The sequence below is a fragment of the Serratia sp. root2 genome (assembly GCF_031931805.1).
Taxonomy (GTDB): domain Bacteria; phylum Pseudomonadota; class Gammaproteobacteria; order Enterobacterales; family Enterobacteriaceae; genus Serratia; species Serratia inhibens.
On sequence record NZ_JAUJXB010000004.1, the window covers coordinates 45,669 to 63,337 of the forward strand.

Consider the following 17,669-nt stretch of genomic DNA (forward strand, 5'->3'; position numbering starts at 1 on the left):
TAATGATGACTACTCTGCGCAAACTTCCTCTGGCACTGGCAATCGCCGCTGGTGTGCTGACCACCCAGGCAATGGCCGTTGATTTTAAGGGCTATGCTCGTTCCGGCATCGGCTGGACCGGCAGCGGCGGTGAGCAACAGTGCTTCCAGGCCACCGGTGCCTCGAGCAAATACCGTCTCGGTAACGAATGTGAAACCTACGCTGAATTGAAGCTGGGTCAGGAAGTGTGGAAAGAAGGCGATAAAAGCTTCTACTTCGATACCAACCTGGCTTATTCCGTTTCACAACGTTCCGACTGGGAAGACGTGACACCGGGCTTCCGTGAAGTGAACGTGCAGGGTAAAAACCTGATCGAATGGCTGCCTGGCTCCACCATGTGGGCCGGTAAGCGCTTCTATCAGCGTCATGATGTCCATATGATCGACTTCTATTACTGGGATATCTCTGGCCCAGGCGCCGGTCTGGAAAATATCGATCTGGGCTTCGGCAAGTTGTCTGCCGCCGTGACCCGCAACTCCGAATCCGGCGGCTCCTACGGCTACCTGGACAATGAGTGGGATCAACGCCCAACCGTCAACGATACCTTCGACGTGCGCTTGGCCGGTCTGGAGCTGAACCCGGGCGGCACGCTGGAACTCGGTGTGGACTACGGCCGCGCCAATGTGCAGGACGGTTACAGTCTGGCTGATGGCGCCAGCAAAGACGGCTGGATGTTCACTGCTGAACATACCCAGAGCATCCTGAGCGGCTACAACAAGTTCGTGCTGCAATACGCCACCGACTCGATGACTTCGCAAAACAACGGCCGCAATCAGGGCGCCACCATCGACAATAACGGCAAGATGATCCGCGTGCTGGATCACGGTGCCATCGACTTCAACGATAAATGGGCGCTGATGTACGTCGGCATGTTCCAGGACATCGATCGCGACAACAACAACGGCACCACCTGGTACACCGTGGGCGTGCGCCCAATGTACAAATGGACGCCAATCATGAGCACCTTGCTGGAAGCCGGTTACGACAACGTGAAATCCCAGCGCACCGGCGATCGCAACGGCCAGTACAAAGTCACCCTGGCGCAACAATGGCAGGCGGGCAACAGCATCTGGTCACGTCCGGCTATCCGCGTTTTCGCAACCTACGCCAAGTGGGATGAGAAATGGGGCTATGCCAACAGCGATTCCGGCACCGGTTACAACTCAGGTACCGCGTATAACGACACCAGCGTACACACCTTCAGCCGCGGCAATGACGATGAAGTCACCTTCGGCGCCCAGATGGAAATCTGGTGGTAATGACAGGACGGGGAGGGCCATGCGCTCTCCCCAACATGTATTCGCCGACGCCGGCTCTCTTGCCTGACCTGCATCGGCGCTGATAGAGGGTATAACAATGAAAAAGAATCTGCTGTCACTCTGCTTGTCACTGGCGCTGAGCTTGGGGGCGCCATTGGCGGCCAATGCCGATACGCCGGCCAATGTCTCCGTTGCCCCGGCCATCAGCGCCGCCACGCTGCAAAGCCTGCCATGGCAACCGCTGGTACCGCCGGTCAGCCAGGAAGTGAAACTGGATAATGTCAGCCCGCAAATCAATCAGGGCGACATTCAGGGCGCCATAGCCGCCTATACGCTGCCGGCCGATCGCGGTTCGCTGGAAGTCACGCTGAGCAGCATCAGCAAGAATAATTCGATTTATGCGCCAAGCGTGTTGGTGCTGGACGAGCACCTGCGCCCGGCAGCCTATTACCCGAGCAGCTATTTCCCGTACCAACCGCCGGGGGCGATGTCCTCCGATCGCCTCGAGGGCACACTGAAGCTGACCCCGGCGCTCGGTCAAAAACAGATTTATATGCTGGTGTACACCACCCGTCAGGATCTGGCCAAAACCACCCAGTTGACCAACCCGGCCAAGGCCTATGCCGCCGGCGTGGGTAACGCGATACCGGATATCCCGGACCCGATCGCCAGCCACAGCACCAGCGGGACGCTTAAGCTGAAGGTGACCGCTGAACAGGGTTCCGGCAACGTGATGATCGGTATGCTGCAGCCGGCACCGGCCGCTGCACCGGTGGTTGTGGGGTCAACCGCACCGGCCACGGCGGCACCTGCCGCGGCACCGGCCAAGCCTTCGGAGCCGATGCTGAACGACACCGAAAGCTACTTCAATAACAGCATCAGGCAGGCGGTGAAGGCGGGCGATATCGATAAAGCGCTGAAACTGATGAATGAGGCTGAAAGACTGGGTTCCACCACAGCGCGTGAAACATTTATTGGCAGCGTGAAAGGCAAGGGGTAGTACCCGACGCTGCCGATGCTGGCTCGATGATTGGTGCGCCTCGGCGCACCTTTTTTCATGCGCGGGCCAGAGTGTCGCCAATCAGCGCCAGCAGACGGGTGTTATCTACCTGTTCCATCACCCGTATCGTTTTGCCCTGCGGTTCCGGCATGCCGACCGTCAACCGCAGGCTGTTCGGCCGCCAGCGGCGCGAGCTGCCGCGTGTCATGGCTCCCTCCAGGGCAACATCCACATAATACTCCGCCGTGGTCACCAACTGTGGCTCAAGCAGCCAGGCAATCACCAACGCATCGTGGATCCAGCAACCCGGCAGGTGGCGGGTCTGGCGCGAGTAATCGATCCAGGGCCGGGTAGTGGCCCGCAAATAGCGGCACAGCGGCGTGTCCGGCTGCGTCATGCGCGTCAGATTCGCCTGAGTGAGCATGGTTTGCGTAGTGACGTCCAGAGGCGCGAGCGTGATGTTGGCGCCGCTGGTCAGCACCTGTCGGGCGGCTTCAGGATCGAGACCGAAATTGGTGTCCTTGAGGTAACCCTCCACGTTGAACACCCCGCCCATAATCACAATTTCCTTCACCGCCTGCGCCATCTGCGGGTACAGCTGCAGAGCATGGGCGATATTGGTTAGCGGGCCTATCGCCGCCAGGGTGATTTCACCCGGGTTGTTGCAGATCAGTTCGCCGAGGGCCACGGCAGCGTTTGGCGTGGCGATCGCCGCCGTTTGCGGGTAAGGGACGTTATGCCACAGGCCGGCTAAATCCGGCCGGATAATCGCACGGTCAAGGTGAGTGCGCCACGGCTCTGGCGGTTCGCTCAATGCACGGGTGGCTCCGGCCACGACCGGCACCTGGTAGCCGGTTTGATGCAGCAGGTGGTTGGCCACGGCAAAACCGACGTCGCGCGGGGTATTGCCTGCGACGATGCTGATCAACTCCAGCGAGATTTGCGGTTTGGCTGCCAGCGCCAATGCCAGCGCCAACCCGTCGTCCACGTTGGCGCCGGGAACGCCGTTGCCGGGATCGCAATCAATAATCAAACGCATAACGGTTACCTGAATAAAAAACTAACAGCCGCATGAACGGCGAATATGCAACTGGAAGGCGAATTCGTGCAGCTCCGGCTGCACGGCGCCGGCGGCCAGCATGGCGATGGCTTGCCTGGCCATGGCGTCAATCGGTTGTTCGACCGCGCTGAGCGGCGGCACGCTGAACTCGGATTGCTGCGTGCCGTTAAAACAAATGATAGCCAGATCGTCCGGCACACGCAGGTGATGTTCCGCCAGCGCAGAGAGACAGCCGAGCGCCTGCTGTTCGTTGGAGGTGAATACCGCCCGCGGACGGGGGCCTTGAACCATTCTTTGCGCAGCCTGGAATCCGCCCTGGCGAGTATAGGGCGCTTCAAAAATCCACTCTTCTCGTGGCGTAATGCCTGCTTCGAGCAGCGCATCGCGCCAGCCGTTGAGGCGATCCTGAGCGTTCAGCATGGTCAGCGGGCCGATAAAAATGCCGATGTCGCTATAGCCGTGCTGCAGCAGATGGCGGGTCGCCTGGCAGGCGGCGTCGCGCTCGTCGACGCGTATGGCGCAGATGCCGGCATGGCTGTCGATGGTGTCTATCATCACGCAGGGGGTGTCGGAGGCGCGGATCAGATCGAACCACGGGTGGCGGTCGACGCTGGTGTACAGCAGGCCATCAACCTGACGGCTCAGCAGATGGTTAATTAATTCGTACTCGCGCTGGCGGTCATCGCCGGCGTCGCCCAGCAGCAGCACACGGCCCTGGCTGAACGCCTCACGCTGTAGCGCCCGCGCCAGAGTGGCGAAAAACGGATTGGAGATGTCGGGCACGACCAAACCGTAGGTCTGAGTGTTGCCCGAGGCCAGCGCCCGGGCGATGTCATTCGGCCGATAACCGGTCTGTTCGATCGCCGCCAGCACCCGCAGGCGAGTGGCTTCTGCGACCGGGCGCGGGCCCTTGTTGATCACGTAGCTGACTACGGCGACCGACGTGCCCGCTACGCGGGCGACGTCGGCGCGGGTGGTGCGCCGTGCGGGTTGCTTATCCAAATTGGATTCCTGTGCGCCCTGGTTACACCGCATCCTGCGGCAGATTGAGATCGCGGCCGCGGGTTTCCGGTGCAAAGAAGGTAGTGATTAAGCCAATGGCCGCCATTACAACAAAATAGCAGGCGACAGGCCACCAGTGACCGAAACCGGACAGCAGCGCGGTGGCGATCAACGGCGCGGTACCACCGGAGAGGATCGAACCAAGTTCCTTGGCGAACGCCATTTTTGAGTAACGATTTTTGACGCCGAACAGTTCCACCCCGTAAGCGGCCTGCACGCCGAAAATCCCCAGCGACGCAATGCACATGCCGACGACAATCACCGAAATCACCGTCGCCGGATCGCGGCTGTCGAGCAGCCAGAAAGCCGGGAAGGCATACAACACCAGCAGCAGACAGAACCAACGGTAGGTGATGCGGCGGCCGAAGCGATCGGAAAGCCAACCGGCCAGCGGAATGACCAGGAAGCCGCACAGTGAAGCGATCATCACCGCCAACGCCGGCACCGATTTGTCGACCATCAGCACCTTGGCAACGTAACCGACGATAAAGCCCTGGCACAGGTAAGAGGGGCCGTTTTCGCCGATGCGCAGGCCGAGCATCACCCAGAAAGCCTTGGTACGCTGCAGGTAACTGCGGTTATCCGGCGCGGCGGCGGAGGCGTCCAGCATGCGCTGATGGTTTTGCTGTAGCTCGCGTTCAAATACCGGCGTTTCACGTACGTGACGGCGCAGGTACAGCGCACCCCCGGCGATCAGAATGCTGGCAAGGAACGGAATGCGCCAGCCCCAGGCAATCAAATCGGCTTTATCCAACTGCAACACCAGTAACCAGACCAGCGAGGCCAGCAGGGTGCCGCTGTTGGAGCCAATAGCAATGATCGAGGCGACCAGCCCGCGCCGTTTGGCCGGTGCGTATTCTGCCAGCATCACTGCACCGCCGGAAAGCTCCGCCCCGGCGCCGAACCCTTGGGCAAAACGCAAGATCACCAGGCAGGTTGGCGCCCAGACGCCGATTTGCGCATAGGAGGGGATCAGCCCAATCAGCGTGGTGGAGACGCCCATCAGCGCCACGGTGGTGATCAACACCACGCGGCGGCCTTTGCGATCGCCAATCCAGCCGAACACCAAAGCGCCGATAGGGCGGGCGATAAAACCGACCGAGTAGGTGGCGAAACTGGCCAGCAATGCCACCATAGGGGTGGCTTCGGGGAAGAACACGTCGCCGAACACCATGCCGGCCGCCAGGCCGTACAGCGCAAAGTCGACGTATTCCATGGCGGTACCCAGCCAGCAAGAGAAGGTGGCGCGCCAAAACTGGCTGCGCCCCTCTTTGGTTGCCAGACGTTCATCGGCCGCCAGCGTATCGCCGGTGGCCTGTGGGGTAGCAAGCGTTGTTTCGCTCATTGTATTGATATCCTCTGTTTTGCTGCAGTTGGTTTCCCTGGTGTCGGCAAGAAGGTTTGCTGACGAAAATGTCGGACATATGGCGATTCAACGCTGCGACATCAGCTTATCTACGCGCGTAGATAACACAATGCAGCTAAGGCAGAACTTTGCTGACGATCACAGAATCACCGCCGTGCCGGAACCTGAAGGTAGAGAAAACAGATGGCAGAAAGATGACATTACGACGTTTTACCGCAGCAATTTTGCTGTCAGCCGCACCACGAATCAGCCTGCCGCTTTTGGATTTCTGCGTTACAATGGATTTCTGTTAACAGTTTGTATGGTCTGGTGCGGTCCGCAGGGGGCGGCGTCAGGCCTGGAGTAGAACAATGTCTGGCAATAGGGACTCCATCCTGCCGCCGCTTGAGTGGTTATCTGCGCAATCCCCCCCGGTACCCGCCGCCGTCAGCGACTGGCTGATGGAGTTAGGATCCATGACCCGCCGTTTTGAACGCCACTGCGGGCGCGTGCACGTTGAACCGCAGCGCGAGTGTTTCGTTACCCGCGACCAGTTGGGTGAAGAAGCCGAGCATCTGCCGGACAGCCCGCGTTATTGGCTGCGCGAAATCGTGCTGCTGGGCGATAACCAGCCCTGGCTGCTGGGGCGCACGGTGATCCCGCAGGAAACCCTGACCGGCCCGGATCAGGCGCTGGTGGATTTGGGCACGCTGCCGCTGGGGCGCTATCTGTTCAGCAGCGGTGAATTGACTCGCGATTACATTCATATGGGTCGGCAGGGTGCGCTGTGGGCGCGTCGCTCCCGTTTGCGGTTGGCGGGCAAGCCGTTGTTGCTGACCGAACTGTTTTTACCCGCTTCGCCGTTGTACGCGGCGGGCAGTACGGAAACCGCATGATGAGGAGAGGAAATACCTTGGAGGGAAGCGTGACTCAAAGCAAATGGCGGGCTTACAGCCATCTGATGCGCCTCGATAAACCGATCGGCAGCCTGCTGCTGCTGTGGCCAACGCTGTGGGCGCTGTGGATTGCGGGGCAGGGTGTGCCGCCGCTGTCCATTCTGCTGGTGTTTGTCCTTGGGGTATTCCTGATGCGCGCTGCCGGCTGTGTGGTGAATGACTATGCCGATCGCGCCGTTGACGGCCACGTGAAGCGCACTGCGGGGCGCCCAATGCCGAGCGGCCGGGTGAGCGAGAAAGAGGCCAAGATCCTGTTCGTGGTGCTGGTGCTGATCTCGTTTGGGCTGGTACTGACGCTGAACGCCATGACCATCTGGCTATCGCTGGCGGCGCTGGCGCTGGCGTGGATCTATCCGTTTATGAAACGGGTTACCAATCTGCCGCAGTTCGTGCTGGGTGCGGCGTTTGGCTGGGGCATTCCAATGGGTTACGCCGCGGTCAGCGAGTCGCTGCCGCTGAGCTGTTGGTTGCTGCTGCTGGCCAATATCTGCTGGACGGTGGCTTACGATACGCTTTATGCGATGGTAGATCGCGACGATGACCTGAAGATTGGCGTCAAATCCACCGCCATTCTGTTTGGCCGTTACGACAAGCTGATCGTCGGCCTGCTGCAGTTCGCCACACTGTTGCTGCTGCTGTGGGTGGGCTATCTTGCACAGCTGAGCGGGGCATTTTATTGGTCGTTGCTGCTGGCAGGTGCCTTGTTTATTCATCAGCAAAAGCAAATCGCTACCCGCGATCGCGATGCCTGCTTCAAGGCGTTCCTGGATAACAACTATGTCGGGCTGGTACTGTTTATCGGTATCGCATTGAGTTACTGGCAGGGATAGCGGTATTTCGGCAATAAAAAAGGCACCTGACGGTGCCTTTTTGTTTTTGATTATCAATCGATTATTCGTCTTTTTCTTCCACAGTCGCCGTTTCCGGCTGCGCGTTGGTTTCCGCCGGCATGCTGACGCTTTCGATAGTCAGCTTGATTTCCGGGGTAATTAAATCGCTCAGCATGCTATACACCTCCAGGGTGTGCTCACGAACTGCATCGCCGATATCGTTGATGTAGCCTTCTTCACGCAGCGTCGCCACCAGGGTAGAGAACACCGCCTTGTCGAAGAACTCCGGCGCGTTGATGCCGTGCAGCACCGAAAGGCGCTGGGCCATGATACGGCTCTCTTTCTCCAGCGCGCCGCGGTTGATGCTCGGGTTGGCGCTGAGGATAGACATGGTGATGGCATAGCGCTGCAACGTTTCGCGCACGCCGGCTGCCAGCAGCTGCAGAGGGCGAATGCGCGCCGGGTTAAGCACCAGATCGTCGCCTTTGTCGCAGATGAGCTGTTGGCGGATCATTTCCTCGATCAGCGGCTGCAGTACTTCCGGCAACTGTTCCTTGTCGTTATGCAGGAACAGTTCGGCTTTCAGCATCGGATAAATCAGGCCGATCTGCCGCAGCAGTTCAGCGCGTGACACCCGGCGGTGATGCATCACTATGGTGGCGATCAGCGAAGGCAGCACCAGCAGATGGTGGATATTGTTGCGGTAATAGGTCATCAGCACCGCCTGCTCGCGCGGCAGGATGATAATATCGCCGATGTTATCCTTCTCCACCTCGAACTTGTTCATGTTCAGCGCGTGATCCAGCAGCTCGTCCGGCGTCTGGGTCGGCACGGTGACGTCGCCGGCGTAAGGTACGTTGCGCATCAGTTGCAGATAACACTCCAACTGCTCGAGCAGCTGTTCGCGGGTCAGCGAACGCTGGCGTGAAGCCAGTAGCGCCGTGGAACACAGGTTCATGGCATTGGCGGCGGCCGCGTTGTTGATGCGCACCATAATCTTGGCCGCCAGGTCGTTGACCGTTGGCGTCAGCCAGCTTGGACGCTGGGCTTCGATCGGGTCAATAGATTCGCGCCACTGCGGCACGTTCTGGTTCAGGTAGGCGGTCAACGGCAGCGGATCACCGAAGTTGACATAACCCTGACCGAGATTACGCAGTTTGCGCAGGCCGCGCAGCATCTGCAACAGGCTCTCTTTTTCCTTGGTCGCACCGCGCAGTTCTTTGGCGTAAGTACCCACCTCCATCACATGTTCATAACCGATGTAGATCGGCACCAGCGTGATAGGGCGAGTGCCGCCGCGCAACATTGCCTGGATGGTCATCGACAGGGTGCCGGTCTTCGGTTCCAGCAGGCGCCCGGTACGGGAACGGCCGCCTTCGACGAAGTATTCCACCGAGTAGCCGCGGGTAAACAGCTCGCCGAGGTATTCGCGGAACACCGTCGAGTACAGCTTGTTGCCTTTGAAGGTACGACGGATAAAGAACGCACCCAAGCGGCGGAAGATCGGCCCGGCCGGCCAGAAGTTGAGGTTGATGCCGGCGGCGATGTGCGGCGGCACCAGGCCCTGGTGATACAGCACGTAGGACAGCAGCAGGTAGTCCATATGGCTGCGGTGGCACGGCACATACACGATCTCGTGGCCGTCCTGCGCCAGTTGGCGCACGCGCTCGGCGTTGGTGACGTTGATGCCCTGATACAGCCGGTTCCAGGTCCAGCTCAAGACGCGATCGGAAAGACGCACCGTCTCGTACGAGAAGTCGGCGGCGATCTCTTCCATCAGCGCAATGGCGTTCTGCTGGGCCTTTTCATGAGAAATTTTCTTGCTGCGCGCTTCGTCTTCGACCGCTTTTTCGATCGCTTTGGAGGCCAGCAGCTTATTGAACAGATCCTGGCGGGCCGGCAGGCTTGGGCCGACGGCGGCCAGACGTTGGCGAGAGAAATGCATGCGCGCCACGCGTGCCAGTTTCTGTGCGATAGTTTTGTCCGTGCCGTGTTCGGTCGCCATTCGGCGCAGCGAAACGGTATTGGAGAAACGCACGAAGCTGTCGCGGCCCAGCCACAGGACGGCGAAGAATTTCTGCACGCCGTTCAGCAGGCGCAGATGCGGCGTGCCGTGACCTTCGCGGCCTGGGGAGCGGCCAAACATCACCGACACCGGCAGCATCTGAATATCGAGATCCGGATTGCTGCGGTGCAGATCCAGATAGTCGTGAAACAGTTTTACCGACTCTTCTTTCGGCGTGTAGTAGCGGAACACGCGCGGGCCGTCGTGAATAAACACGTGGCTTGGCAGTACGGTGCCGTCTATCTCCAGCGGATTGAGGGGATCGGGCAAATCCTGCGCCAGGCACTGGGTGCGCAGCGTCAGTAAATCCGCCTTGGAATTATAAGGTAAAACATACAAAATCGGCCGTGAGGGATCCAACCCTAACTCCGTGACCGGATCTGAAGGGATAACCTTACTTCTTACCAACAATTTGAGTGGTAAATTCAATAATTTATAATAAATTTTACGCCAACCTGACATAACAACGTGAAGCCTCTTGTTAGCAATGCGCCGCAAGCATACCAGAAACCGGGTAGCAGATCTGTGGTGTTGGAAAACCGGGAGCCGGGAGAGTTTCCTGACCCAAGCTCTATAATTATGACTTACCTCTGTGAAAGGCACTAAAAAACATGGCAAACCAAGCAACCGGCCTGACCCGTATTATTAAAGCCGCCGGCTATTCCTATAAAGGGTTTTCTGCAGCCTGGCAGCATGAAGCCGCATTCCGCCAGGAGCTGGTGGCGACCGTGCTGGCTATCATACTGGCGATCTGGCTGGATGTGGGTGCGATAGCGCGCATTTTACTGATCGGATCGGTACTGTTGGTCGTGATCGTCGAGATGCTGAACAGCGCGATTGAAGCCATTGTCGATAGGGTGGGCACGGAACACCACGAGCTTTCCGGCCGCGCGAAAGATATGGGGTCGGCGGCGGTAACGCTGACGATCGTACTGGCGCTGTTTGTCTGGGGTTCCGTACTGTGGCAGCACTTTGTCTAAGTGGAATGCCTCGTTGCGGCGGGGCGCTAATCCCTGATTTTTATTCATTCTTCGGTTCCCAAGGCGCGCTTACCTGTATATACTCACAGCAAGACTGTATAAACAAACAGGGGGCGGAATGAAAGCACTAACTACCAGACAACAAGAAGTCTATGACCTGATTCGCGATCATATTTCGTCAACTGGCATGCCGCCAACGCGCGCCGAGATCGCCATGCGTCTGGGGTTCCGTTCGCCAAATGCTGCAGAAGAACACCTGAAGGCGCTGGCGCGCAAGGGCGTGATCGAGATCGTCTCCGGCGCGTCACGCGGTATTCGCCTGCTGATGGAAGATGAAGAAGGTTTACCGCTGATTGGCCGTGTGGCCGCCGGTGAACCGTTGCTGGCGCAGCAACATATCGAAGGGCACTATAAGGTGGATCCTTCCCTGTTCAAACCGAGCGCGGATTTCCTGCTGCGAGTAAACGGCATGTCGATGCGTGACATCGGCATTCTCGATGGTGATCTGCTGGCGGTGCATAAAACCCAGGACGTGCGTAACGGCCAGGTGGTTGTGGCGCGTATTGAAGACGAAGTGACGGTCAAGCGTCTGAAAAAAAATGGGAATGTGGTTGAACTGCTGCCGGAAAACAGCGAGTTCCAGCCTATCGTGGTCGATCTGCGTCAGCAGAATTTCACCATTGAAGGCCTGGCGGTCGGCGTGATCCGCAATGGCGACTGGATTTAACCCACGTGCCTGAACGTCGTTCCCTGATTTAAATCGCCCCAGCTCTGGGGCGATGTCATTTCTGATTCATTCAAACTCTACCGCCACGGGAACATTTCACTATGCGCCTGCTTTCTGCCTTCACCAGCGATACTGATAAAGCCCTATGGCGCCTTGCGTTGCCCATGATCTTTTCCAATATTACCGTCCCGCTGCTTGGGTTGGTGGATACTGCGGTAATTGGTCACCTGGACAGCTCTACCTATCTGGGCGGCGTTGCGATTGGCGCCATGGCTACCAGCTTCCTGTTTATGCTACTGCTGTTCCTGCGCATGAGCACTACCGGCCTGGCGGCGCAGGCGCTCGGTGCACAGGATCCGCCGGCACTGGCGCGCGCTTTTATGCAGCCGCTACTGATGGCGGTATTGGCCGGGCTGGCCATCGTATTGTTGCGCCATCCGCTGATCGATGCAGCTCTGCAGGTTGTGGGCGGTGATGGCGCAGTGCTGGAACAGGCACGGCTTTTCCTCGAGATCCGCTGGCTAAGCGCACCGGCGGCGCTGGCCAATATGGTGATTCTGGGCTGGCTGCTTGGGGTGCAGTACGTGCGTGCGCCGGTGATCTTGCTGATTATCGGTAATCTGTTGAATATCTTACTGGATATCTGGCTGGTGATGGGATTGGGCTGGAATGTGCAGGGGGCGGCGATAGCCACCGCTATCTCTGAATATGCCACGTTATTGTTGGGGTTATGGCTTGCCTGGCGGGTGATGCGCGTACGCGGTATTTCCGCACCGATGCTGCGCCAGGCCTGGCGCGGTAATCTGCGGCGCTTGTTGGCGCTGAATCGCGACATTATGTTGCGTTCATTGTTGCTGCAATTGTGTTTTGCTTCACTGACCATCTTCGGTGCCCGGCTTGGCGGTGATGTGGTGGCGGTAAACGCAGTGCTGATGAATTTACTGACTTTCACTGCCTATGCGCTCGACGGTTTTGCCTACGCGGTAGAGGCACATTCCGGTCATGCCTATGGCGCCCACGACGACAGCCAGCTGCGCAAGGTGTGGCGCGCGGCATGTCGCCAGGCTTGCCTGGTCGCGCTGGCCTTTGGGGTGGTGTATGCCTTTGCCGGGCAGCATATCGTGGCAGCGCTAACCTCTTTGCCGGAATTGCGTACGTTGGCGAGCCATTATCTGCCGTGGCAGGTCGTGCTGCCGCTGGTCGGTGTGTGGTGCTATCTGTTGGATGGCATGTTTATTGGCGCTACCCGCGGCGCAGAAATGCGCAACAGCATGGCGGTGGCGGCCATCGGTTTCGGCCTGACGTTGTTTACCGTCCCCGTATTAGGCAACCACGGATTATGGCTGGCGCTGGCGGTGTTTCTGTCGCTGCGGGGCATTGCGCTGGGCTGGTTCTGGCACCGTCACCGGCTGCACGGCACCTGGTTTGCGGTGCGATAAGTCAGTGAGCCTTACCGAAAATCAAGTAATTTATCTTATGTTTTTATTTATATTTGCTTACATGTTTCGACGTATCGATCCCTTCGGATAGTGCTTTGTTTGTTAGCGTGTTTTTCTGATTAATTGTTTTTTAATGGGGTTTTATTCTGGTTTTTGTTCTGTTTTCGTTATCTGCGTCTACACTTAATCATGTGACTGGCTAAATGAATGGGGGAGTGGCAACCCTTTGGTTGGCGGTAATAGACCATAAAAATTGCTTGGTTAGACGCCCTGTCAGCACAGTGTCAAACTGATTTAGCACAAGTTAACGGAGAGACTATGAACAAAGATCAAGCCGACGGTAACTGGAAACAGTTCAAAGGGAAAGTGAAGGAACAATGGGGCAAGCTGACCGATGACGATTTGGCGGTCATTGAAGGGAAACGCGAACAGCTTGTCGGTAAAATCCAGGAGCGTTACGGCTACCAGAAAGAGGCGGCCGAGAAAGAAGTTAAATCCTGGGAAGACCACAACAAATATCGCTGGTAGCGAGCAGGGCCACAGCGGACGGTGGCCGTAAGCGACTGACTGTAGCCGGCCTGGCGTTTTTTCATCCCCTTAACGCCACGGCCGCAGGTACAGGGAAGTGCCTGACCAACCCCGCGTAATTTATTTTTTCTTGATGGCGATACTGTGATCGTGCTCGCCGCAATCATGCTTGCTGTCGCAGGCCTCTACCTCAACACAGCCTGAACACAGGCCATGCGCTTCCACCACGCTGTGGCGCAGCACAAAACCTGACTCTTTCGCCAGCTTTTGCAGCGTTTCCTCGACCCCTTCGGTGGTGCGCTCAGTCACCTGAGCACAGCGATCGCAGATAAACAGGGCAGAGGTATGCATCGGTTGTTCGAAGTGATGGCACAACACATAGCTGTTGGCTGACTCCACCCGATGAATAAACCCTTGTTCCAAAAGAAAATCCAACGCGCGATATACCGTTGGCGGTTTAGCCTGCGGTTCAGCCACACGCAGCAGATCCAGCAGGTCATAAGCGCTGATGGCACCGGGCTGTTGTGCCATCAGGCGTAACACTTCCAGCCGCTGCGGTGTCAGCCGCACATTGCGTTGCTGGCAGAGTTGTTCTGCCTGCGCCAGCAGCTTTTCCTGGGTGCTTGAGTTCATGGCAAATATCCCGGTACGTAAAAAAGCCGATTTTATCATGATTAAGCGTAATCGCCGAGAGTCGCCCCCTTTTCCGCTGATAAGAGTGTTTCGGGAGGCAGGGGCAGGGTTCGCGCTCCTGAAAAAAAGAGGAAAATCAATCTCTATGCCGATATCTGAACGGTGAGCAACGCTCATTCCCTCTCTCACACGGAAAGTGAGCGTTGCAGGCGCTCCGCCAGCGTGGCCATTTCCGTCGCCGGATTATGGCCAATCAGCATAAAGCTGTGGCTGCCATCGGCCCAATACACCACATTCATCCCTTGGCGGCGCTCGCTTTGTGCGGCTTCCGGCTTGCCCGGTTGTTGAATAATGCACAGTGCCAGCGGGCCAAACCGGGCATCCAGCCAGGTCAACTGAGCAATGCGACGATCGTCGTAAGCCAGCACGCGGGCATTTTTCAGTTCTGCACCCTTTAATGCCAGTTTGGGGGCGGGGAGGGCAATGCCCAGCCGTTCGCTGGTGTGCTGCAACTGGCTGGCGAGCTGTGCAGGGGATCCCTCGAAGCCTGCCAGCGTTTCCGGGGTGTAGAGCGCCATATACTGGGCGACCAGGCCGCGCCAGTTGTCTTCCGGCTGATTGACATGCTGCCAGGCACGATCGCCCGCGACGCCCAACGCGAGAATACCAACTGCAGCGGCAATCAGGACACGGCGACTGATACCGCGTTGCGGTACAGGAACGGCAAGTGGCCACCTGTCTTGTAGTTGTAGCACCGGCGCATCATCCAGCAAAGGGGCGAACGCCTGTTTGAACGGCAGGCTGCTGCGCTCCAGTAATGCCAACCGAGCGGCCAATGCCGGTTCGTCGGCCAGGCGCTGTTCCAGGCTGCGGCGCTGCTGGGGATCCAGTTGATTGTCCAGATAGGCGACCAGCAGTTCATCCGCAGCGTAATATGAGCTCATGATCGTTCTCCTTTTGACTGCGGGGCGCGGGTTTGCAGCGCGCTGTCGTTTGCAAGCCGTAGACGTGCCGCTGCCAGGCGGCTCATGATGGTGCCGATGGGGACGTCCAATACCTCGGCCGCCTCCCGGTAAGAAAGCTCCTCCACGTACACCAGGAATAGCGTATTGCGCTGCGCCTCCGGCAAGCGATTGACCCGCTGCATCACCTCATTGGCCCATATCGCCTCTTCACCGTTTTCCTCGCCGGCCAGATCGTCGACGTCGACAAAACCCTGCCCCTGACGAATATGCCGGGCACGGACTTCATTCAGCCAAATGGAATGCAGAATCGAAAACAGCCAGCGATCCATACGCGAGCCCAGAGTAAATTGTGCGGCGCGCTCCAGCGCCCGCACACAGGTGGCTTGTACCAAATCGTCGGCGACATCCCGCCGGTGAGAGAGCACTAAACCATAGCGCCACAGGCGGGAAAGATACTGGCCGATTTCGTTGCGTATTGCGTCGCTGCTGATATTTGCCTCCGGCCTTACCCTAGGATTCGGGGTGGTGATCGATGGCCGCCGCCAGATCGCGATACTCTTCGCAGCCGGTGCCGCACAGCGATTGGATCACGCTGAGCTGTTCTTTCGCCAGATCCGGACGGCCTTTCACCATATAGGCCTCGCCCAGATATTCGCGGACTTTCGGGTAGTTGGGATCGAGCGCTACTGATTTTAAATAGTAGCCGATCCCTTCATCCGTGCGCCCGAGCTTGCGGGTGGCGTAGCCCCGGTAGTTCAGCGCCACGGCGGTGTTGGGATTTTTCAGGGTGTTCAGCATGTCGAGGGCATCCTGATAGCGGCCGCTTTTTGCCAGCGCATAGGCGTAGTTCGCTCGATCGTTGTCGTCGATCATGCTGCTTTTATCCACCATGCAGGTCTTGGTTTTTGTGTCGTATATCTGGCCTTTCGGGCAGGTCGGCGTGGTTTGGCCGCTGCCGTCACCCCCCATCGCCAGGGCCGCGCCGGAAAACAGCAAAGAGCCGGCAATAACGGGCAGCAACAGGCGTTTAACGAAACTGTTCATGGTTTTTTCCTCATTGGAAAGGAGACGAATTGCCCCCTTGGTGAGAGAACACCTGAAGGGGCGTTTTTATTCGTTTTTTCTTTTTCTTTTTGGCCTGATGGCACGGCGGTTTTCCCAACGCCGCCGATTGTCGTTATAATAGCCGTTTGCGGCAGTACGCCGTTCGTTGAATCCCAGACAGATCAGGTAGCCAGTAACTCAGCATGACGACAGACAACCACGCTTCAAAATATGCCGCCAATCGTTTCTCCATTGCGCCGATGCTCGACTGGACCGATCGTCATTGCCGTTACTTCCATCGCCTGCTGACCAAAGAAACGTTGCTGTACACCGAAATGGTGACCACCGGCGCGATTATTCACGGCAAAGGCGACTATCTGGCCTACAGCGAAGAAGAACATCCGGTGGCGTTGCAACTGGGCGGCAGCGATCCGGCAGCGCTGGCGCACTGTGCCAAACTGGCCGAACAGCGCGGCTACGACGAGATTAACCTCAACGTCGGTTGCCCGTCCGATCGCGTGCAGAACGGCATGTTCGGCGCCTGTCTGATGGGGCAGGCGACGCTGGTTGCCGACTGCATCAAGGCGATGCGTGACGTGGTGTCGATCCCGGTGACGGTCAAGACCCGCATCGGCATTGACGACCAGGACAGCTACGAGTTTCTGTGTGATTTTATCGCCACCGTCGCCGGGCGTGGCGAGTGCGACATGTTTACCATCCATGCGCGCAAGGCCTGGTTGTCCGGCCTCAGCCCGAAAGAAAACCGTGAAGTGCCGCCGCTGGATTATCCGCGCGTGTACCAATTGAAACGGGATTTCCCGCAGCTGACTCTCGCCATCAATGGCGGTGTGAAAACGCTGGAAGAAGCAAAGCAGCATCTGGAGCATCTGGATGGCGTGATGATGGGGCGCGAGGCTTATCAGAATCCGGGCATTTTGGCGCGGGTCGACAGCGAACTGTTTGGCCGCCAGACCGAGGTCATGGACAGCGTGGCGATTATCGAATCGCTGTATCCGTATATTGAACGTGAACTGTCGAACGGCACCTATTTGGGGCACATTACCCGCCATATCCTCGGCCTGTTCCAGGGCGTACCGGGCGCGCGCCAGTGGCGTCGCCATCTGAGCGAGAACGCCCACAAACCGGGTGCCGATGCGCGCGTGGTGGAAGCTGCGCTGGATCTGGTACGTCTGCCGCGTACCGAAGTGGCGTAATACACAAATAATTTGACTAACAGTTAGTCTTTTTCATCAGGCATTCAGCGCTCTGCTGTTTGCCTGTTTTTATATTTCAATTACTTATATTTCCCGCCGTTCTGGCACGTATCTTGTAATACTCCTGCAGAGACTTTATTTGCGAAGGAGCAATCATGTTAGAACTCTTCTTTCTCATTGGCTTTGTAGTGATGCTGATGGTGACCGGGATTTCGCTGCTGGGCGTGTTTGCCGCGTTACTGGTCGCGGCGGCGTTTATGCTGCTGGGCGGCCTGTTTGCGATGGTGATAAAGCTGTTGCCCTGGTTGATTTTGGCGGTGGTGGGCGTTTGGATATACCGTTCGATGCAGAAGCCGCAAATACGCCGTTACTGATTTTTTGTCGAGTAATCAGACAGTCACGCTGAAATTTGCGTAACGAATTCATCGTGAATGCGGCGACGATCACACCTTGGTGTTTTAAATGCGAATGCGGCACATTAAGCGTGTTTTTCGCGTTTGGAGGCTGGTAGGATATTTGTCGA

General features: G+C 57.8%; 19 protein-coding genes. 11 read left to right on the forward strand and 8 right to left on the reverse strand.

The window, feature by feature from the left end:
• Positions 1 to 5: 5 nt before the first annotated feature.
• Entirely contained in the window at positions 6 to 1,298 is a 1,293-nt protein-coding gene (locus QZQ97_RS18030) for a maltoporin (RefSeq protein ID WP_065506674.1), read from the forward strand.
• A gap of 97 nt (positions 1,299 to 1,395) precedes the next feature.
• Entirely contained in the window at positions 1,396 to 2,298 is a 903-nt protein-coding gene (malM, locus tag QZQ97_RS18035; protein WP_311994581.1) for a maltose operon protein MalM, read from the forward strand.
• A gap of 55 nt (positions 2,299 to 2,353) precedes the next feature.
• Here the strand turns inward: malM and QZQ97_RS18040 are convergent, their stop codons facing one another.
• From QZQ97_RS18040 to QZQ97_RS18050, 3 genes are read right to left on the reverse strand one after another with little or no spacing between them, the layout of a single operon-like run.
• Complete coding sequence (locus tag QZQ97_RS18040; protein WP_311994582.1) at positions 2,354 to 3,337, reverse strand: nucleoside hydrolase; 984 nt, start codon at positions 3,335 to 3,337, stop codon at positions 2,354 to 2,356.
• Positions 3,338 to 3,358: 21 nt separating this feature from the next.
• Positions 3,359 to 4,360: a LacI family DNA-binding transcriptional regulator gene (locus QZQ97_RS18045; RefSeq protein WP_311994583.1), complete on the reverse strand. Its 1,002-nt coding sequence runs from the start codon at positions 4,358 to 4,360 to the stop codon at positions 3,359 to 3,361.
• Positions 4,361 to 4,382: 22 nt separating this feature from the next.
• Entirely contained in the window at positions 4,383 to 5,765 is a 1,383-nt protein-coding gene (locus tag QZQ97_RS18050; RefSeq protein ID WP_311994584.1) for an MFS transporter, read from the reverse strand.
• A gap of 19 nt (positions 5,766 to 5,784) precedes the next feature.
• Here QZQ97_RS18050 and QZQ97_RS18055 point away from each other — a divergent pair, with 19 nt between their 5' ends.
• From QZQ97_RS18055 to ubiA, 3 genes are read left to right on the forward strand one after another with little or no spacing between them, the layout of a single operon-like run.
• A complete protein-coding gene (locus QZQ97_RS18055) occupies positions 5,785 to 6,132 on the forward strand; it encodes a hypothetical protein (protein ID WP_311994585.1) in 348 nt (115 codons plus the stop codon).
• Between the two features lie 4 nt (positions 6,133 to 6,136).
• Complete coding sequence (gene ubiC / locus QZQ97_RS18060) at positions 6,137 to 6,661, forward strand: chorismate lyase (protein ID WP_311994586.1); 525 nt, start codon at positions 6,137 to 6,139, stop codon at positions 6,659 to 6,661.
• A 17-nt stretch (positions 6,662 to 6,678) separates the two neighbouring features.
• Positions 6,679 to 7,551, forward strand: a complete 873-nt coding sequence (ubiA, locus tag QZQ97_RS18065) for a 4-hydroxybenzoate octaprenyltransferase (protein ID WP_311994791.1) — start codon at positions 6,679 to 6,681, stop codon at positions 7,549 to 7,551.
• 61 nt (positions 7,552 to 7,612) lie between these two features.
• On the opposite strand, the gene plsB is transcribed toward ubiA, so the two are convergent.
• Entirely contained in the window at positions 7,613 to 10,078 is a 2,466-nt protein-coding gene (gene plsB / locus QZQ97_RS18070; protein WP_311994587.1) for a glycerol-3-phosphate 1-O-acyltransferase PlsB, read from the reverse strand.
• Between the two features lie 149 nt (positions 10,079 to 10,227).
• Between plsB and QZQ97_RS18075 the strand changes: the two genes are divergently transcribed.
• The 4 genes from QZQ97_RS18075 to QZQ97_RS18090 all read left to right on the forward strand — a co-directional run bounded on the left by QZQ97_RS18075 (position 10,228) and on the right by QZQ97_RS18090 (position 13,290).
• Positions 10,228 to 10,596 carry a diacylglycerol kinase gene (locus QZQ97_RS18075; protein WP_212557130.1) on the forward strand — a complete coding sequence of 123 codons (369 nt, stop codon included), beginning with the start codon at positions 10,228 to 10,230 and terminating at the stop codon, positions 10,594 to 10,596.
• 118 nt (positions 10,597 to 10,714) lie between these two features.
• On the forward strand, positions 10,715 to 11,323 hold the full coding sequence (gene lexA, locus QZQ97_RS18080; protein WP_311994588.1) for a transcriptional repressor LexA: 609 nt from the start codon (positions 10,715 to 10,717) through the stop codon (positions 11,321 to 11,323).
• Positions 11,324 to 11,424: 101 nt separating this feature from the next.
• Positions 11,425 to 12,762, forward strand: coding sequence for an MATE family efflux transporter DinF (dinF, locus tag QZQ97_RS18085; protein ID WP_311994589.1), 1,338 nt, complete (start codon positions 11,425 to 11,427; stop codon positions 12,760 to 12,762).
• Positions 12,763 to 13,080: 318 nt separating this feature from the next.
• Complete coding sequence (locus QZQ97_RS18090) at positions 13,081 to 13,290, forward strand: CsbD family protein (protein ID WP_061799184.1); 210 nt, start codon at positions 13,081 to 13,083, stop codon at positions 13,288 to 13,290.
• A gap of 120 nt (positions 13,291 to 13,410) precedes the next feature.
• Here QZQ97_RS18090 and zur read toward each other — a convergent pair whose 3' ends face one another.
• From zur to QZQ97_RS18110, 4 genes are all read right to left on the reverse strand, one after another.
• Entirely contained in the window at positions 13,411 to 13,923 is a 513-nt protein-coding gene (zur, locus tag QZQ97_RS18095) for a zinc uptake transcriptional repressor Zur (RefSeq protein ID WP_013814747.1), read from the reverse strand.
• A 185-nt stretch (positions 13,924 to 14,108) separates the two neighbouring features.
• Positions 14,109 to 14,867, reverse strand: a complete 759-nt coding sequence (locus QZQ97_RS18100; protein ID WP_311994590.1) for an anti-sigma factor family protein — start codon at positions 14,865 to 14,867, stop codon at positions 14,109 to 14,111.
• Positions 14,864 to 15,313, reverse strand: a complete 450-nt coding sequence (locus tag QZQ97_RS18105; protein ID WP_442995282.1) for an RNA polymerase sigma factor — start codon at positions 15,311 to 15,313, stop codon at positions 14,864 to 14,866. The genes QZQ97_RS18100 and QZQ97_RS18105 overlap by 4 nt, the downstream gene beginning before the upstream one ends.
• Positions 15,314 to 15,398: 85 nt before the next feature.
• Positions 15,399 to 15,932 (reverse strand): tetratricopeptide repeat protein, encoded by a 534-nt coding sequence (locus QZQ97_RS18110; protein ID WP_311994591.1) that lies wholly within the window; start codon positions 15,930 to 15,932, stop codon positions 15,399 to 15,401.
• Between the two features lie 203 nt (positions 15,933 to 16,135).
• On the opposite strand from QZQ97_RS18110, the gene dusA reads away from it, so the two are divergent.
• Together dusA and pspG are read left to right on the forward strand one after the other, a co-directional pair.
• On the forward strand, positions 16,136 to 17,146 hold the full coding sequence (gene dusA, locus QZQ97_RS18115) for a tRNA dihydrouridine(20/20a) synthase DusA (RefSeq protein ID WP_004948772.1): 1,011 nt from the start codon (positions 16,136 to 16,138) through the stop codon (positions 17,144 to 17,146).
• A 155-nt stretch (positions 17,147 to 17,301) separates the two neighbouring features.
• Positions 17,302 to 17,520, forward strand: coding sequence for an envelope stress response protein PspG (gene pspG, locus QZQ97_RS18120; RefSeq protein ID WP_006317798.1), 219 nt, complete (start codon positions 17,302 to 17,304; stop codon positions 17,518 to 17,520).
• Positions 17,521 to 17,669: the final 149 nt, after the last annotated feature.

Coding starts and splice junctions, on each gene's coding strand:
- QZQ97_RS18075 (WP_212557130.1), top strand. CDS start 10,228: ATGGCAAACCAAGCAACCGGCCTGACCCGTATTATTAAAGCCGCCGGC.
- QZQ97_RS18110 (WP_311994591.1), bottom strand. CDS start 15,932: ATGAACAGTTTCGTTAAACGCCTGTTGCTGCCCGTTATTGCCGGCTCT.
- ubiC (WP_311994586.1), top strand. CDS start 6,137: ATGTCTGGCAATAGGGACTCCATCCTGCCGCCGCTTGAGTGGTTATCT.
- dinF (WP_311994589.1), top strand. CDS start 11,425: ATGCGCCTGCTTTCTGCCTTCACCAGCGATACTGATAAAGCCCTATGG.
- pspG (WP_006317798.1), top strand. CDS start 17,302: ATGTTAGAACTCTTCTTTCTCATTGGCTTTGTAGTGATGCTGATGGTG.
- QZQ97_RS18090 (WP_061799184.1), top strand. CDS start 13,081: ATGAACAAAGATCAAGCCGACGGTAACTGGAAACAGTTCAAAGGGAAA.
- malM (WP_311994581.1), top strand. CDS start 1,396: ATGAAAAAGAATCTGCTGTCACTCTGCTTGTCACTGGCGCTGAGCTTG.
- lexA (WP_311994588.1), top strand. CDS start 10,715: ATGAAAGCACTAACTACCAGACAACAAGAAGTCTATGACCTGATTCGC.
- zur (WP_013814747.1), bottom strand. CDS start 13,923: ATGAACTCAAGCACCCAGGAAAAGCTGCTGGCGCAGGCAGAACAACTC.
- QZQ97_RS18100 (WP_311994590.1), bottom strand. CDS start 14,867: ATGAGCTCATATTACGCTGCGGATGAACTGCTGGTCGCCTATCTGGAC.
- QZQ97_RS18040 (WP_311994582.1), bottom strand. CDS start 3,337: ATGCGTTTGATTATTGATTGCGATCCCGGCAACGGCGTTCCCGGCGCC.
- QZQ97_RS18050 (WP_311994584.1), bottom strand. CDS start 5,765: ATGAGCGAAACAACGCTTGCTACCCCACAGGCCACCGGCGATACGCTG.
- plsB (WP_311994587.1), bottom strand. CDS start 10,078: ATGTCAGGTTGGCGTAAAATTTATTATAAATTATTGAATTTACCACTC.
- dusA (WP_004948772.1), top strand. CDS start 16,136: ATGACGACAGACAACCACGCTTCAAAATATGCCGCCAATCGTTTCTCC.
- QZQ97_RS18030 (WP_065506674.1), top strand. CDS start 6: ATGACTACTCTGCGCAAACTTCCTCTGGCACTGGCAATCGCCGCTGGT.